14 protein-coding genes, 1 tRNA gene, 1 pseudogene and 1 riboswitch are annotated in these 14029 nt (G+C 57.5%); of the genes and pseudogenes, 15 read left to right on the forward strand and 1 reads right to left on the reverse strand.

Annotated elements, in window-relative coordinates; all coding sequences use genetic code 11:
- Positions 1-474 precede the first annotated feature (474 nt).
- The 5 genes and pseudogenes from fabB to RZS32_RS13875 all read left to right on the forward strand — a co-directional run bounded on the left by fabB (position 475) and on the right by RZS32_RS13875 (position 4214).
- Positions 475-1704, forward strand: coding sequence for a beta-ketoacyl-ACP synthase I (gene fabB, locus RZS32_RS13855; RefSeq protein ID WP_317057557.1), 1230 nt, complete (start codon positions 475-477; stop codon positions 1702-1704).
- Between the two features lie 7 nt (positions 1705-1711).
- On the forward strand, positions 1712-2503 hold the full coding sequence (locus tag RZS32_RS13860) for an enoyl-ACP reductase FabI (protein WP_317057558.1): 792 nt from the start codon (positions 1712-1714) through the stop codon (positions 2501-2503).
- A 101-nt stretch (positions 2504-2604) separates the two neighbouring features.
- Positions 2605-2916, forward strand: coding sequence for a hypothetical protein (locus RZS32_RS13865; RefSeq protein ID WP_317057559.1), 312 nt, complete (start codon positions 2605-2607; stop codon positions 2914-2916).
- A gap of 233 nt (positions 2917-3149) precedes the next feature.
- Positions 3150-3595, forward strand: a pseudogene (locus tag RZS32_RS13870) (twin-arginine translocation pathway signal).
- A 28-nt stretch (positions 3596-3623) separates the two neighbouring features.
- The gene (locus RZS32_RS13875) at positions 3624-4214 is read left to right on the forward strand and encodes a ferric reductase-like transmembrane domain-containing protein (protein ID WP_317057561.1); all 591 of its coding nucleotides are present in this window, start codon (positions 3624-3626) and stop codon (positions 4212-4214) included.
- A gap of 38 nt (positions 4215-4252) precedes the next feature.
- On the opposite strand, the gene RZS32_RS13880 is transcribed toward RZS32_RS13875, so the two are convergent.
- Positions 4253-5122, reverse strand: coding sequence for a hypothetical protein (locus tag RZS32_RS13880; RefSeq protein WP_317057562.1), 870 nt, complete (start codon positions 5120-5122; stop codon positions 4253-4255).
- Between the two features lie 110 nt (positions 5123-5232).
- Here RZS32_RS13880 and miaB point away from each other — a divergent pair, with 110 nt between their 5' ends.
- The 10 genes from miaB (at position 5233) to RZS32_RS13930 (ending at position 13961) form a co-directional block, all read left to right on the forward strand.
- Positions 5233-6561, forward strand: a complete 1329-nt coding sequence (gene miaB, locus RZS32_RS13885) for a tRNA (N6-isopentenyl adenosine(37)-C2)-methylthiotransferase MiaB (RefSeq protein WP_317057563.1) — start codon at positions 5233-5235, stop codon at positions 6559-6561.
- 218 nt (positions 6562-6779) lie between these two features.
- On the forward strand, positions 6780-7280 hold the full coding sequence (locus RZS32_RS13890) for an OmpA family protein (RefSeq protein WP_317057915.1): 501 nt from the start codon (positions 6780-6782) through the stop codon (positions 7278-7280).
- 11 nt (positions 7281-7291) lie between these two features.
- Entirely contained in the window at positions 7292-7597 is a 306-nt protein-coding gene (locus tag RZS32_RS13895; protein ID WP_317057564.1) for a hypothetical protein, read from the forward strand.
- Between the two features lie 143 nt (positions 7598-7740).
- Complete coding sequence (locus RZS32_RS13900; RefSeq protein ID WP_317057916.1) at positions 7741-8724, forward strand: PhoH family protein; 984 nt, start codon at positions 7741-7743, stop codon at positions 8722-8724.
- An 80-nt stretch (positions 8725-8804) separates the two neighbouring features.
- On the forward strand, positions 8805-9293 hold the full coding sequence (gene ybeY / locus RZS32_RS13905) for an rRNA maturation RNase YbeY (protein WP_317057565.1): 489 nt from the start codon (positions 8805-8807) through the stop codon (positions 9291-9293).
- A 37-nt stretch (positions 9294-9330) separates the two neighbouring features.
- Complete coding sequence (locus tag RZS32_RS13910) at positions 9331-10218, forward strand: hemolysin family protein (RefSeq protein ID WP_317057917.1); 888 nt, start codon at positions 9331-9333, stop codon at positions 10216-10218.
- A 3-nt stretch (positions 10219-10221) separates the two neighbouring features.
- Positions 10222-11751: an apolipoprotein N-acyltransferase gene (gene lnt / locus RZS32_RS13915; protein WP_317057566.1), complete on the forward strand. Its 1530-nt coding sequence runs from the start codon at positions 10222-10224 to the stop codon at positions 11749-11751.
- 38 nt (positions 11752-11789) lie between these two features.
- Positions 11790-11837, forward strand: a riboswitch (SAM-SAH riboswitch).
- A gap of 4 nt (positions 11838-11841) precedes the next feature.
- Complete coding sequence (gene metK / locus RZS32_RS13920) at positions 11842-13008, forward strand: methionine adenosyltransferase (protein ID WP_317057567.1); 1167 nt, start codon at positions 11842-11844, stop codon at positions 13006-13008.
- A gap of 76 nt (positions 13009-13084) precedes the next feature.
- On the forward strand, positions 13085-13810 hold the full coding sequence (gene trmB, locus RZS32_RS13925) for a tRNA (guanosine(46)-N7)-methyltransferase TrmB (protein ID WP_317057568.1): 726 nt from the start codon (positions 13085-13087) through the stop codon (positions 13808-13810).
- Positions 13811-13871: 61 nt separating this feature from the next.
- A tRNA-Ser gene (locus RZS32_RS13930) sits at positions 13872-13961 on the forward strand.
- The last annotated feature ends 68 nt before the right edge of the window (positions 13962-14029 follow it).

A 14029-nucleotide genomic window follows, 5' to 3' on the forward strand; every position in this document is an offset into this window, starting at 1 on the left:
ATGTGCAATTAGCAGCCGTTTGAGAACTCGCAGCGAAAGTCTGAAAGGTCCCGCATAGCCGCCACTCCTTCACCTTACCAAATGCACGGAATCAAGGTGCGGCACGCGCCGCCGTGCCAGCGACGGACCGGCCCGTCACGCCAGAGGCGTGCCGACATGAGATGGCGCAACTTTGGTGCGACAGGGCCGTCGCTTTGGCTGAGGTCTGTGCAACGAAATTCCTGCAGGCGAAACTGGTTGGCATAAAGTGCGTTTATCGCAACATAGTCGCGCCGTCCCCCGGTCCGTCGCTGGCACGGCTATCATTTCGCGCAGTCCCGGACTTGATCCGGGACCTCCCAACCCAAAGAGACCCCGGGTCAGGCCCGGGGCAGCGCACCGCATTTCGCGCGTTGCGCCCGCACTGTCCTAACCGCTTGCCCCTCAACAACGGCTGTCCTACACATAACGAGACCAACCAAGGGGGAGAGCGCAATGCGCCGTGTCGTCGTCACAGGCTTGGGGATTGTCTCCAGCATTGGCAACAACGCAGATGATGTTCTGTCCTCTTTGAAAGAGGGCAGATCGGGCATCACCGCGAACGCGTCTATGGCCGAGCATGGCTTTCGCAGTCAGGTGGCCGGGGCACTTAACATTGATGTCACCGAGCATATCGACAAGCGGGCCTTGCGGTTCATGGGGCCAGGGGCGGCCTATGCGCATATTGCCATGAGCCAAGCGATTGCCAATGCCGGGCTTGAAGAGAACGAGGTTTCCAATCCACGCACGGGCGTTGTGGCAGGCTCTGGCGGGCCATCCACCTCGGCCATGCTGGCGGCGCATCAGGCGGTTCTGAAATCCGGGGCGACCAAGCGGGTTGGCCCTTTTGCTGTGCCCAAGACCATGTGTTCGACGGTGTCGGCCAATCTCAGCACCGCGTTCAAGATCAAGGGGATCAACTATTCCATCACCTCGGCCTGTTCGACCTCGCTGCATTGCATCGGCAACGCGGCCGAGCAGATCATGATGGGCAAGCAGGATGTGATGTTTGCTGGTGGTGGGGAAGAGTTGGACTGGACGCTGTCTTGCCTCTTTGACGCCATGGGCGCGATGAGCTCAAAATACAACGACACGCCAGAGCGCGCGAGCCGCGCCTTTGATGCGGATCGCGATGGGTTTGTGATCTCGGGCGGTGGCGGCATCGTTGTGCTGGAAGATCTGGAGCATGCCAAGGCGCGCGGTGCGAAAATCTATGCCGAGGTCACAGGCTATGCGGCAACGTCCGATGGTCATGACATGGTTGCCCCCTCGGGCGAGGGCGGCGAGCGGGCCATGCGCCTGGCGCTCAGCCAGCTCAGCAATGAGCGCAAAGTGGGCTATATCAACGCTCATGGCACCTCGACGCCGGTGGGTGATGTGGGTGAGGTCGAGGCGGTGCGCCGCATCTTTGGCGAAGGCCATGTGCCCCCCATCAGCTCAACCAAATCCATGACGGGGCATAGCCAAGGGGCCACAGGCGCGCAGGAGGCGATCTATTGCCTGCTGGCGCTGCACAATGATTTCATCATCCCGTCGATCAATGTCGACACGCTTGATCCCGGCATTCAACCGGCCGAGATCGCGACAAGCCGCGTGGACGACGCGGGCCTTGATACGGTGATGACCAACAGTTTCGGTTTTGGCGGCACGAATGGCTCGATGTTGCTGAGCAAGTTTGACGGATAGGACACCCATGATGCACTCAATGAAAGGCAAACGTGGCCTGATCATGGGCGTCGCCAATGATCGCTCAATCGCCTGGGGTATTGCCAAGGCTCTGCATGAGGCGGGGGCCGAGCTTGCCTTTTCCTACCAGGGCGAGGCCTTTGCCAAGCGGGTGGAGCCACTGGCAGAGTCGCTGGGGTCTGATATCCTGATGGATGTGGATGTGACCGATGATGCCTCGATTGAGGCGGCGTTTGGCCGGCTGGGCGCACGCTGGCCGACGATAGATTTTGTCGTACATGCCATCGCGTTCTCCGATAAATCAGAGCTCTCGGGCCGGTTCCTCAACACAACGCGCCCCAATTTCAAGCACTCCATGGACATTTCGGTCTATTCCTTCATCGAGGTGGCGCGCCGCGCCTATCCCTTGATGAAAGAGAACGGGGGCACGATGCTCACGCTCACGTATCAGGGCTCAAACCGGGTTGTGCCCAATTACAACGTGATGGGCGTGGCCAAGGCCGCGCTTGAGGCGACGACACGTTATTTGGCCAATGATCTGGGCCCGGACAAAATCAGGGTCAATGCGATTTCACCTGGTCCAATGAAAACACTGGCCGGAGCGGCCATTGGCGGCGCACGCAAAACGTTTCGGCATACCGAGGATAATGCACCGATGCGGGCCAATGCCACGCTGGAAGCCATCGGCGGCACAGCGGTCTATCTGGCCTCTGATGCAGGTGCTTGCACCACGGGCGAGGTGATCCGTGTTGACGGTGGTTATCATGTTCTGGGGATGCCTCAGCCTGAAAACCTTTGAGTCAAACCAGGCTTGAAGCCTAAGGCGCCGCGCTCAGGAATGTCGCGATTTGAACAGTGCATTGCCCAAATCTTGCCATCAAAGCTTGGCAAGCTTTGCGGATGACTGCTGCTGCCAGACCAGAATTCTCGCGTGCTGACATCAATAAAGCACGGTCCGTAAGGGCAAAGCGCGCTGCGTCCTATGTGCGTGCGGGCCTCATCATCGCGGTGATGGCTGCGGCGTGGCAAGAGCGCGCCTTCTGGCCGTTCTTGCACGACCGGATGCAGCTTACCTATGACTTTGGATTGAACCTCTATGACAATTCCGCAGATGCCCGAGGGCAGATTGCGGCATTGACTGGGTTTGACAACCAAAGCTCCAACAGTGGCAGCACTGCGATTGTCGACACGCTCAAAAAGCTGAGCGAGTGACGGGCGGTCGCTTGTTCCCAAAGCATTATTGAACAACATTCGGCTGAAATAAGCTGATCTTGCGCGTGAGTGGTCACGAAGCTGTGACTCCTGCTGTTGAAGAAACTTCCATGACATAGCTCGGAAAACAGCACGTTTGTGCTAATTTCCTTATTTACAGCGGCAAAGGAGACATACCTATGAGCAAGTCACTCCTCACTCGTCGTCATGTTCTGGCCGGTAGTGGCGCGGTTATGGCAACAGGCGCGTCGGGCCTGTTGGTGCCAGCGCGCGCTGAAGGCATTGCACCGACTCCGACCATGCCGGGGGTGCAAACAACTATTATCCGGGCGCGCCGATTGTTGAGCGCATTGGCGGGGGCGGGTTTCTGATGACCGGGTCCGTGCGCCGCGCCGGAGACGGCGCACCGCTTGAGGGACGCCGCATCCAAATGTGGGCGCATACCACCGAAGGTCATGAACGTGAGCCAGAAAGCCACGGTGCGACACTCACCGATGCCCAGGGCGCGTTTCGCATGGACATGCCGCAGATTGTTCCTGCATTTGGCCAACCGCATGGCCATCTGGCCTATGATGCCGAGTTTGATGATGCCGCGTTTGAGACCGTGTTCCTGCGCCCCATTATGGCCAGTTCAAGCGATACCACGCTGCATGTTGAGTTCGTATTGAAACCGGTTTGAGCCAGGCTGTCGTATCGCCCTGCCAGTCATGCGTGCCACTCTGATTTGGGTTGCCGTTGGGCTGGCCGTTGTCGTGCCTGTGTTGGCCGCAACGCAGAGTCCGTTATTGCAATGGCGGGAGCCAGTTTACATCATCGCGGGGTTTGCTGGCATCTTGGGTCTGGCCCTGATGCTGTTGCAGCCACTCCTGGCGGTCGGGGTCTTACCCGGATTGCCAGCATTGACAGGTCGGCGTGTGCATCGCTGGATTGGTGCCAGTCTGGTTTTGGCCGTCGTGGTGCATGTCGTGGGATTATGGATCACAAGCCCGCCGGATGTCGTTGATGTGCTGCTCTTCCGATCACCCACGCCGTTCTCGGTCTGGGGCGTTATCGCAATGTGGGCTGTGTTTTTGGCGGCGCTTCTCGCACTTCTGAGAAAGCGCCTTCGACTTGGTCCCAGGCTTTGGCGCCGGGGTCATACCAGCCTAGCCGCCGTGATTATCACCGGAACCGTGGTCCATGCGCTCTTGATCGAAGGGGCGATGGAGCCCATCAGCAAATGGGCGCTTTGCATACTCGTTGGTGCGGTTTTCCTAAAGGCTGTGATCGACCTGCGCATCTGGGCGCGGCGGCGTTAAAGCGTTTCGCTGATGTCTCAGGTTGAAGGTGAGGCGCTTTAAAACCACTGGCCGGGTTCCATGAGACCCAAATCCAGCAATTGTCGCGAATGCCACTCGAACTGAGTTGAGTTGTGCCATTTGAAGGTCTCGATATCGAAGGTCGAGCCGGGGTTGCGCTTGAGCGCTTTGGCGGCGCGGAAAGAAATCACAGAGGCCGTGACGTTGTGGTGCCAGGGGCAGGCATAGGTGTTGTATTCTTCGTCATTGAACGTGTGATCGGCGCGCATCTTGAGCCCAGGCTTGGCGCGGAAAAGCGAGATCCGGTCAATCTTGCGCCGATCTTCGGGAATGTGCTCTTCATAGCGCCAGCGCAAACCGCCGAAGAAATTCAGCTGACGTTCCTTTGGGTGGTTGTGATTGTCCGGGTCGTTGCGTGCCAGAGCGTAGTAACCGGACTTGTCCAGATGCGCGTCTTCCAGCGACACGGCATTGGGATGCTTGTTCAAGTCCCCGGCATAGACATCCACCACGTAGGACAGCATTGCATCACGCCGTTCTTCGAAATGGAAGGTCAGCAATTCGCCCACCGTACGGTTCTCGCAGAACGGGTAGAACAGGTATTCTGCGTTGAAGCAGAAATAGAGCCATTGAGTGTTGACCGCCTGAATCACTTGGTTGATCAGGTCCACATAGGAGGCGTCGTGGGTGACATTGTATTCGATGCGGTGCACTTTGCGGGCCACATCATCGGCCAGCTTGAAATCCTTTGGCATAAAGCTCAGAACTGACTTGAACCCGCAATCAAGGTGATGACGCAGCGTGGTGTCGACTTCGACCTCGTCTTCGATGAAAATCAACGCAATCGGCCCCTTGGCAAGGGCCTGGGGCTTTGCATTCAGGAATGTTGTCAGATCTTCGTGCTGCATGTCGTTGTCTGCTCTTTTTGTGCAAGGTCGATCAAAACGCAGCGCATTGCAAGACATGGGTGGTTTGATGTAGGCAGGCGCCCTGAAACCGCGACAAAGGTGGGCGTCCCATGTCCAAGGCCAAACGGCTCTATATCAAGACCTACGGGTGTCAGATGAATGTCTATGACAGCGAGCGCATGGCCGAGGCCATGGGCGGCGCTGGATATGTCGAGACGGACACGCCCGATGACGCGGATATGATCCTTTTGAATACCTGCCATATTCGCGAAAAGGCGGCGGAAAAGGTCTATTCCGAGCTGGGGCGTTTCAAGGGGCTGAAAGAGGCCAAGCCGGATCTGAAGATTGGCGTGGCAGGATGCGTGGCGCAGGCCGAGGGTCAGGAAATTATGCGTCGGCAGCCGATGGTCGATCTGGTTGTGGGGCCGCAGAGCTATCACCGTCTGCCGGAGTTGGAGGCGAAGACGCAAGAGGGGGCCAAGGCGCTCGATACCGAGTTTCCGGTGGACGACAAGTTTGACACGCTACGCCACCGGCCAAAGGCCAAGCGAGGGCCGACGGCGTTCCTGACGGTGCAGGAGGGTTGCGATAAGTTCTGTGCGTTCTGCGTGGTGCCTTACACGCGAGGTGCCGAAGTGAGCCGCCCGGTGGGGCGCATCGTCGAAGAGGCGCAAGACCTCGTAGAGCGTGGCGTGCGTGAGATCACCCTTCTGGGTCAGAACGTGAATGCCTATCACGGGGCAGGTCCGGATGGGGTGGACTGGTCTTTGGCCAAGCTCATTTGGGAGTTGGATAAGGTCGACGGGCTGGAGCGTATCCGCTTCACCACCAGCCATCCCAATGACATGACCGACGACCTCATTGAGGCGCATGGCGCCTGTGCCAAGCTGATGCCGTATCTGCATTTGCCGGTGCAATCGGGCAGTGACCGTATTCTGAAGCGGATGAACCGCAGCCATACCGCCGAAAGCTATCTGCGCCTGATTGAGCGTATCCGTGCGGCGCGTCCTGATATTGTGCTGTCGGGCGACTTCATTGTGGGGTTCCCGGAAGAGTCCGAGCAGGACTTTCAGGATACAATCGACCTTATCGAGGAAGTGAAATACGGCTACGCCTATTCCTTCAAGTACTCCACCCGTCCCGGCACACCGGCGGCAGAGCGGGATCAGCTGCCAGAGGACGTGAAAACAGAACGACTTCATCGCTTGCAGGCGCGCATCACCCATCATCAGCGGATCATTCAGGACGACATGGTGGGGCGCACAGTCAGTGTTCTTTTTGAGAAGCCAGGCCGCTTGCCGGGGCAGATGGTTGGCAAATCCGATTATCTGCACGCCGTGCATGTTGCAGATGCGGACGTGGGCATAGGCCAACTGGCTCAGGTGGAAATCATTGAGAGTGGTTCAAATTCCCTCGCGGGACGGATCGTCTCCAAATAAGGTTTACCCTTTCACCATCCTATGCTGCGGCAGCGGTGATGCTGCTCACAATATGTGGTGTCTTTTTTCTTCCTTTGTGACGCGAGTTTGCTAAGCTTGCGAAAATTCGAGAGCCCGCGCTGCCATGCGGATCTTTCTGGGGGGACAAGATGACATCAAAAAAGACCGGGACAACACGTGTGTTCAAATCACTCTGTGTTGTTCTGACAGGTGCTGCGATGAGCGTGAGCGCTGTTACAAGCCACGCCCAAGCGCAAAGCGGTGAGCGCTATGTGCCCACAATCTGGGTTGATCCGGATGGCTGTGAACACTGGGTGATGGATGACGGAACCGAAGGGTTCATGACGCCGCATGTCAATCGCCAGGGCAAGCCGGTCTGTCATAGAGGCATCGTATGCGGTGTGGTCAGCACCGATCAAATGTTTCCCACCAACAGCGCCCGCATCAGCAACGCAGGTCAGATCAGGCTGGCCAAGTTCTTTGCAACTGCAGATGCCAAGTCTTTCATCATCACAGGTCACACCGACAGCCGAGCGTCTGACGAGTATAATCTGGACCTGTCTTTGCGCCGGGCCAATGCTGTGGCGCGTGTGGCGTCGGGCGTCGGGGCGAAAATCACCGATGTGCGGGGCTATGGTGAACGCAACCCCACAGCGACAAATGCCACAGCGGCAGGTCAGGCCAAGAACCGCCGCGTTGAAATCACATGTGTGCGGTAAAGGGGCAGGGCATGACTTTTTTGAAATTTGTAGCGGCACTGCCTTTGATCAGCGCGCTGGGTGCATGCGGTGAACTGGGCACGAAGGCGGATAAGACGGTAGACCGGGGTCTCGACAGCAAACATCTCAGTGAACTTAAGGCGGGCATCTGGATTGACCCGAATGGCTGTGACCATTGGATCATTGACGACGGGGTTGAGGGGTATCTCTCACAACGGCTGGATCACGATGGAAAACCAGTCTGTTCCGGAGCCGGAGAGCCCAATACTGCGGTTGGTCCGTTCAAATCTGGTTCGTCTGTGGCGGATTCGGTCTGAGTTCAGAAAACGGTCATGCATTTGGCGTAATTCGGAGCAATCACTTGAGCCGAAACCAGCCGGGCTTGCACATGGTCGTGCAACTTGGCACCATCACTCCGAATCCGCTCACAAGGGAGCTCTGATTGGCCACACATGTGCTGATGCCGTCCAACGATCCGAATGCCATTGATGAAACCGTCATCGAGTTTCCTGACAATTTCCTGTTGATCGACCTGTGCGGTGAATATGACCGCAACCTGGCTGATATTGAGAAATCGCTGGGCGTACAGATACTGCGCCGGGGCAACCAGCTTGCGATCATCGGGGATACCGACAGTGCCGAAGCGGCGCGGGACGTTCTGATGTCACTCTACCAGAGACTGGAAGAGGGGCGCAGTGTTGAGCCGGGCGATGTGGACCGCGAGCTTCGCATGGGCAGTTCCGAGGCTGCGCCAGAGAATGGTGATCAGCTTGAAATGTTCAAAGGCGGGCGGGTTGAGATCAAGACCCGCAAGAAGCCGGTAGAGCCTCGTACGGATGCGCAAAAAGCCTATGTGAACGCGCTTTTCACCAATGAGCTTGCGTTTGGTATTGGTCCTGCGGGGACGGGCAAGACCTATCTGGCGGTTGCCGTGGGCGTCAGCATGTTCATCGAAGGCCATGTGGATCGCATTATCCTGAGTCGTCCTGCCGTCGAGGCGGGGGAGAAACTGGGCTATCTGCCTGGCGATATGAAGGACAAGGTCGATCCCTATATGCAGCCGCTTTATGACGCGCTGAACGATTTTTTGCCGGGCAAACAAGTGGCGAAACTCATTGAGGAAAAACGCATTGAAATTGCGCCACTGGCCTTTATGCGGGGACGGACTTTGTCCAACGCTTTTGTCGTGCTGGATGAGGCGCAGAACGCCACGTCGATGCAGATGAAGATGTTCCTGACGCGTCTGGGCGAAGGCAGCCGGATGGTGATTACCGGGGACCGGTCTCAGGTAGACCTGCCGCGCGGGGTGACCAGTGGGTTGCATGATGCGGAGCGCCTTTTGAAGGACATTCCCAAGATCGCGTTCAACTACTTCACCGCCAAGGACGTGGTGCGCCATCCGCTGGTGGCGGCCATTATCGAGGCCTATGACGCAGATACGTGATCCGGGAACACATTTTCTTGCAAGAAAATGGTTTGGAAAATTGCAATTTTCCAAGTGCGCTTCGGTTGACGTATAGCGCGATGATTGCGGATGTCATTTTGGAAGATGGCCGCTGGTCTTGTCTTGATATAAAGGAGATGACCCAGCGGGCTGCGCACGCAACGCTCACCCATCTTGACCTTGACCCGCAAGGCTTTGAAATATCGCTTTTGGCCTGTGATGACACGCGCATTGCAGCGCTCAATGAGGATTTCCGCGACAAACCCCAACCCACGAACGTCCTGAGCTGGCCCAGTGCAGAACGTGGCGCGGCGGTCGATGGGGCAACGCCGCCTGCGCCAGATCCTGCCCAAGAGGCCGAGTTGGGGGACATTGCCATTGCGTACGACACCTGCCTGCGCGAAGCAGAGGCGGCGGGCAGGCCGATGGCCGATCATGTGACGCATCTGCTTGTTCACGGAATTTTGCATTTGCTGGGTTATGACCATGAGCGTGACCTGGATGCCACCCTGATGGAACGACTTGAGGTCGAAATACTTGGCAAACTGGGTCTACCTGACCCATATTGAGCGTGTGAGGGGCAAACCCTTTTTCGAGAAAGTGACAATGGGCGACAGTAACGAAGGATCCTCTACCGCAGCGCAGGGCGCGCAATCGGTAGATCACGACAGCGACGATCACCAGAGCGGTTTTTTCAGCAGGCTCTTTGGCGCGCTGTCCCCAAATGACGAAACAGAGGCGGATCCCGAGCAATCGGATCAGGTCATGGCGACCACAGGTCTTGGTCTTGGCAACCTGCGGCGCTTGTCGGTTGAGGATGTGGCCATTCCTAAGGCAGACATTGTCTCGGTCTCTGCGACCTCAAACAAAGATGAACTGGTCCAGACCTTTCGCGACAGCGGTCTCACGCGGTTGCCGGTCTATGAGGGCACACTGGATACGCCCATTGGGTTTGTGCATCTTAAGGATTTTGCCCTCAAGCACGGCTTCAACGGCGGCGGGCGGTTTTCTATGAAGAAAATGCTGCGCCCGCTTTTGTTTGTGCCGCCTTCGATGTCCATTGGCGTGCTCTTGCAAAAGATGCAGGCTGAGCGGCGGCATATGGCGCTTGTGATTGACGAATATGGTGGTGTGGATGGTCTTGTGACCATCGAGGACCTGATCGAACAGGTCGTTGGTGAGATCGCGGATGAGCATGATGTTGTCGAGGGGCAGTATTGGACTCAGGAAAAACCAGGCTGCTACATGGCGCTGGCCAAGACACCGCTGGATGAGTTTGAGGCAGAGATTGGTATGTCCCTGACCGAAGTGGAAAAGGTCGATGAAGAAGAGATCGACACGCTTGGTGGGCTGGTGTTCATGCTTTTGGGCCGGGTGCCGGTGCGCGGCGAACTCGTAGAGCATCCCAATGGCATCGAAATTCAGGTGGCCGAGGCAGACCCGCGCCGTATTCAGCGGCTGCGCGTGCGCCTGCCAGAAGGGGCCGAGGGCTAGGGCATGACAGACATGGTCGCGCGCGTTCAGCGTTTCAGCGAAGCGCGGCGGCTTTATCGGTTCGCCGGTCTTGGTGTGCTGGGCGCGCTGGCGGCTTTGGGGCAGGCGCCCTGGGGGCTATGGCCAGTTACTTTTCTGTCTGTTGCACTTGTCTACGGTCTTTACACACATGCCCCAGATTGGCGGCGTTCTGCTTCTATCGGGTTTTGGGCTGGGGTAGGATACTTTGCGCTCTCACTCAGTTGGATTGTCGAACCTTTCTTCGTTGATGCCGTACGCCACGGTTGGCTGGCACCATTTGCAATCCTCGGCGTTAGCTTCGGGTTTGCGATCTTCTGGGCGCTTTCCTTTGGCGTGGCACGCGCCTTGGGGGGCGGTGCATTGGCGTGGATCGGCGCATTTACTGCGCTTGAGGCGCTGCGCGGCTGGTTGATGACCGGCTTTCCGTGGGCGCAGGTGGGGCATGTATTGATCTCTACGCCCTGGCTTTATTGGGCCTCCTGGTCCGGGGCGCTGGGCCTCATCCTGTTGGTTTTGGTCGGGGCGTCTGCGCTTTGGAACGTATTCGCAGGGCGACGCTTGATCGGAGGCTCTTTTGTTCTGGTCTTGGCATGCCTATTTGGTGCAGGCGCCGCGCTGACGCCTCCACCAACCACCTCTGACCAGATGGCCGATGCCCCCATCGTGCGGCTGATACAGCCCAACGCACCACAACACGAAAAATGGGACCCCGACAAAATGCAGGGGTTCTATGACCGGCAAGTGGCCTTCACAGCTGAGCCTGGTGAGGACGGGCGCCCCGACATGGTGATCTGGCCAGAAACTGCGCTTCCTGTGTTGCTGAACCATGCGGATGAGACGCTGGCCGCGATTGCCACTGCGGCACAGGGCAGCGAGGTGGTTTTGGGGTTGCGACGGCTCGAAGGTGATCGGATTTTCAATTCGCTGATCTTTATGGACGGTGAAGGCAAACTCGCGGGGCTCTACGACAAGCATCACCTTGTTCCTTTTGGGGAATTCATGCCTTTGGGCGGATTGCTCGCAAAATTTGGAATCAAGGGGCTGGCGGCGGAAACCGGCGCTGGTTTTTCATCAGGCCCCGGCGCGCAGGTGCTTGAGATGGGGTCGATTGGAAAGGCGCTGCCTTTGATCTGCTACGAGGGTGTCTTTGCGCGCAATATCCTCTCGGCTCCGGAACGTCCCAATGTGCTCTTGATGATCACCAATGATGCCTGGTTTGGAAAAGTGTCTGGCCCCTATCAGCATCTGGCGCAGGCGCGGTTGCGCAGTGTAGAGCAGGGCCTGCCCATGGTGCGCGCGGCGAATACGGGCGTGTCGGCTGTGATTGACGGGGCGGGGCATATTCTGGCGGAAATTCCATTGGGCGAGGCGGGTTGGATAGACGCGCCTTTGCCGCCTGCTTTGGCAGCGACACCTTATTCCAGATTTGGTGATCTGCCTTTTGTTGCGCTTGCCTTGTTGCTCTGCGCGATGGGGACCGCAACGCACGCCCGTCGCAGCAATTCGTTTTAGGCGTTGACCAACAATCCTGCGCTGAATATGCAGGCGTTTGACCGTCACAACGGCTTCCTGGCGTGGCGGATTTTTTGAATGGAGCAATCTATGTCCCGAAAGAACTACGTGTTCACCTCTGAGTCTGTGTCAGAGGGACACCCAGACAAGGTCTGCGACCGGATCTCCGACGCAGTATTGGACGCCTTTTTAGCCGAAGAACCCACGGCACGTGTTGCATGTGAGACCTTTGCCACAAGTGGTATGGTGGTTGTGGGTGGCGAAGTCGGCCTGTCCGATCAGGAACGGTTGAAAAACTACATGGGCCGCATTGGCCAGATCGCGCGCGATTGCATTCGCGACATCGGCTATGAGCAAGAGCATTTCCATTGGAACACCTGCCATGTGCTCAATTTCCTGCATGAGCAGTCTGCCCATATCGCCCAAGGCGTGGACAAGGACGGGGCAGGCGACCAGGGCATCATGTTTGGCTATGCCACAACCGAGACCGAAGCGTTGATGCCCGCACCTATTCAGTATAGCCACGCGATCCTGCGTCGCTTGGCCGAGGTGCGGAAATCTGGCAAGGAACCAACGCTGCGTCCCGATGCCAAGAGCCAGATTTCCTTGCGCTACGAAGACGGTGTGCCAGTCGAAGTCACCTCCATCGTGCTATCGACCCAGCACGAAAGCGAAGACCAGACCAGCGATGACATTCGAGCGATTGTGGAGCCTTACATTCGTGAAGTCCTCCCAGCGGAGTGGATTTCTGACAAAACCGAATGGTGGGTGAACCCCACCGGCACATTTGTGATTGGTGGCCCTGATGGGGATGCAGGCCTGACCGGGCGTAAGATCATCGTTGACACCTATGGCGGTGCGGCCGCGCATGGCGGGGGCGCGTTTTCCGGCAAGGACCCGACCAAGGTGGACCGCTCAGCGGCCTATGCGGCGCGGTACTTGGCGAAAAACGTTGTTGCTGCTGGCATGGCCGAACGGTGCACGATTCAGCTCTCATATGCGATTGGCGTGGCGAAACCTTTGTCGATTTATGCCGAAACCTATGGCACAGGGGAAGTTGCTCCAGCTGAAATCGAAAAAGCTGTGGCACAGGTGATGGACCTGACGCCACGCGGCATTCGCGAACACCTGGGTCTCAACCGCCCGATCTATGAACGCACAGCAGCTTATGGCCATTTTGGTCGTGAACCGGAGGCCGATGGCGGCTTTAGCTGGGAAAAGACCGACCTGGTTGAGAGCTTGAAGAAGGCTGTGTAAGCTTTGTCAATAAATGCACTTGGGCCGTCTCAATCCGTAGGCGGCCCTTGTTTCTTCAGACGAGACATTTGACGCAATGTCCAATCCAAAAAACACCGGTTCCCATCCTTCTGGCGCGCCCTGGCGAAATTTCTATGGTCGGTTCAAGGGTAAGCATCTTCGGGATAGCCAGAAGACCTATCTGGATGAAGATCTGGCCGCACTCTCGCCGGGTGCCGTGGATTGGGACGTGAATCCGGACCGTACGCCGCTTGATTTGGACCGCCTATTCGGGGGCAAGCCATTGTGGCTGGAAATCGGTTTTGGCGGCGGGGAGCATATGGTGCATCAGGCGGCCCTCAACCCGGATGCGGGGTTTATAGGCTGTGAGCCCTACATCAACGGTGTGGCGATGCTTTTGGGCAAAATCCGTGAAAGTGGCCAGGACAATATCCGCATTCATCCCGGTGATGCGCGGGACCTGTTTGACGTGTTGCCAGCGCAGAGTGTCGCGCGGGCCTTTCTGCTTTATCCTGACCCATGGCCCAAAAAGCGCCATCACCGGCGGCGGTTTGTAACATCTGAGCATCTGGAACCCTTGGCGCAAGTGATGCAGAAGGGCGCTGTTTTCCGCGTGGCCACGGATATTCCGGACTATGTGCGTCAAACGTTGGAAATGGTGCCAAAACATGGGTTTGAGTGGCTTTGTGAAGGTCCCGAAGACTGGCGAAACCCGTGGGAAGACTGGATTTCAACGCGGTATGAGAAAAAGGCCCTGCGAGAGGGGCGCGTGCCGCATTACCTGACATTCCGCAGGGTATAGTCAGCCACTTTGGAAAATCCGCTTGAACTGCGCACCATACGGGCGCTAAAGAGAGCGCGCCGGAGAGGTGGCCGAGTGGTCGAAGGCGCACGCCTGGAAAGTGTGTAGGCGGGAGACCGTCTCCAGGGTTCGAATCCCTGTCTCTCCGCCATTTTTTCCAAAAGCGCTAGATATTAAGGCACTGATAGTAGGGCGTAATCCGGCGTTTTCGCGCTGAAG

This window comes from Roseovarius sp. W115 (assembly GCF_032842945.2).
GTDB lineage: Bacteria > Pseudomonadota > Alphaproteobacteria > Rhodobacterales > Rhodobacteraceae > Roseovarius > Roseovarius rhodophyticola.

What these genes read in the sequence shown, in the direction of transcription:
- RZS32_RS13895 (WP_317057564.1), top strand. Translation starts at nt 7,292, where the DNA reads ATGACTTTTTTGAAATTTGTAGCGGCACTGCCTTTGATCAGCGCGCTG.
- lnt (WP_317057566.1), top strand. Translation starts at nt 10,222, where the DNA reads ATGACAGACATGGTCGCGCGCGTTCAGCGTTTCAGCGAAGCGCGGCGG.
- trmB (WP_317057568.1), top strand. Translation starts at nt 13,085, where the DNA reads ATGTCCAATCCAAAAAACACCGGTTCCCATCCTTCTGGCGCGCCCTGG.
- RZS32_RS13880 (WP_317057562.1), bottom strand. Translation starts at nt 5,122, where the DNA reads ATGCAGCACGAAGATCTGACAACATTCCTGAATGCAAAGCCCCAGGCC.
- metK (WP_317057567.1), top strand. Translation starts at nt 11,842, where the DNA reads ATGTCCCGAAAGAACTACGTGTTCACCTCTGAGTCTGTGTCAGAGGGA.
- fabB (WP_317057557.1), top strand. Translation starts at nt 475, where the DNA reads ATGCGCCGTGTCGTCGTCACAGGCTTGGGGATTGTCTCCAGCATTGGC.
- RZS32_RS13890 (WP_317057915.1), top strand. Translation starts at nt 6,780, where the DNA reads ATGAGCGTGAGCGCTGTTACAAGCCACGCCCAAGCGCAAAGCGGTGAG.
- miaB (WP_317057563.1), top strand. Translation starts at nt 5,233, where the DNA reads ATGTCCAAGGCCAAACGGCTCTATATCAAGACCTACGGGTGTCAGATG.
- RZS32_RS13865 (WP_317057559.1), top strand. Translation starts at nt 2,605, where the DNA reads ATGACTGCTGCTGCCAGACCAGAATTCTCGCGTGCTGACATCAATAAA.
- RZS32_RS13900 (WP_317057916.1), top strand. Translation starts at nt 7,741, where the DNA reads ATGCCGTCCAACGATCCGAATGCCATTGATGAAACCGTCATCGAGTTT.
- RZS32_RS13875 (WP_317057561.1), top strand. Translation starts at nt 3,624, where the DNA reads ATGCGTGCCACTCTGATTTGGGTTGCCGTTGGGCTGGCCGTTGTCGTG.
- RZS32_RS13860 (WP_317057558.1), top strand. Translation starts at nt 1,712, where the DNA reads ATGATGCACTCAATGAAAGGCAAACGTGGCCTGATCATGGGCGTCGCC.
- ybeY (WP_317057565.1), top strand. Translation starts at nt 8,805, where the DNA reads ATGATTGCGGATGTCATTTTGGAAGATGGCCGCTGGTCTTGTCTTGAT.
- RZS32_RS13910 (WP_317057917.1), top strand. Translation starts at nt 9,331, where the DNA reads ATGGGCGACAGTAACGAAGGATCCTCTACCGCAGCGCAGGGCGCGCAA.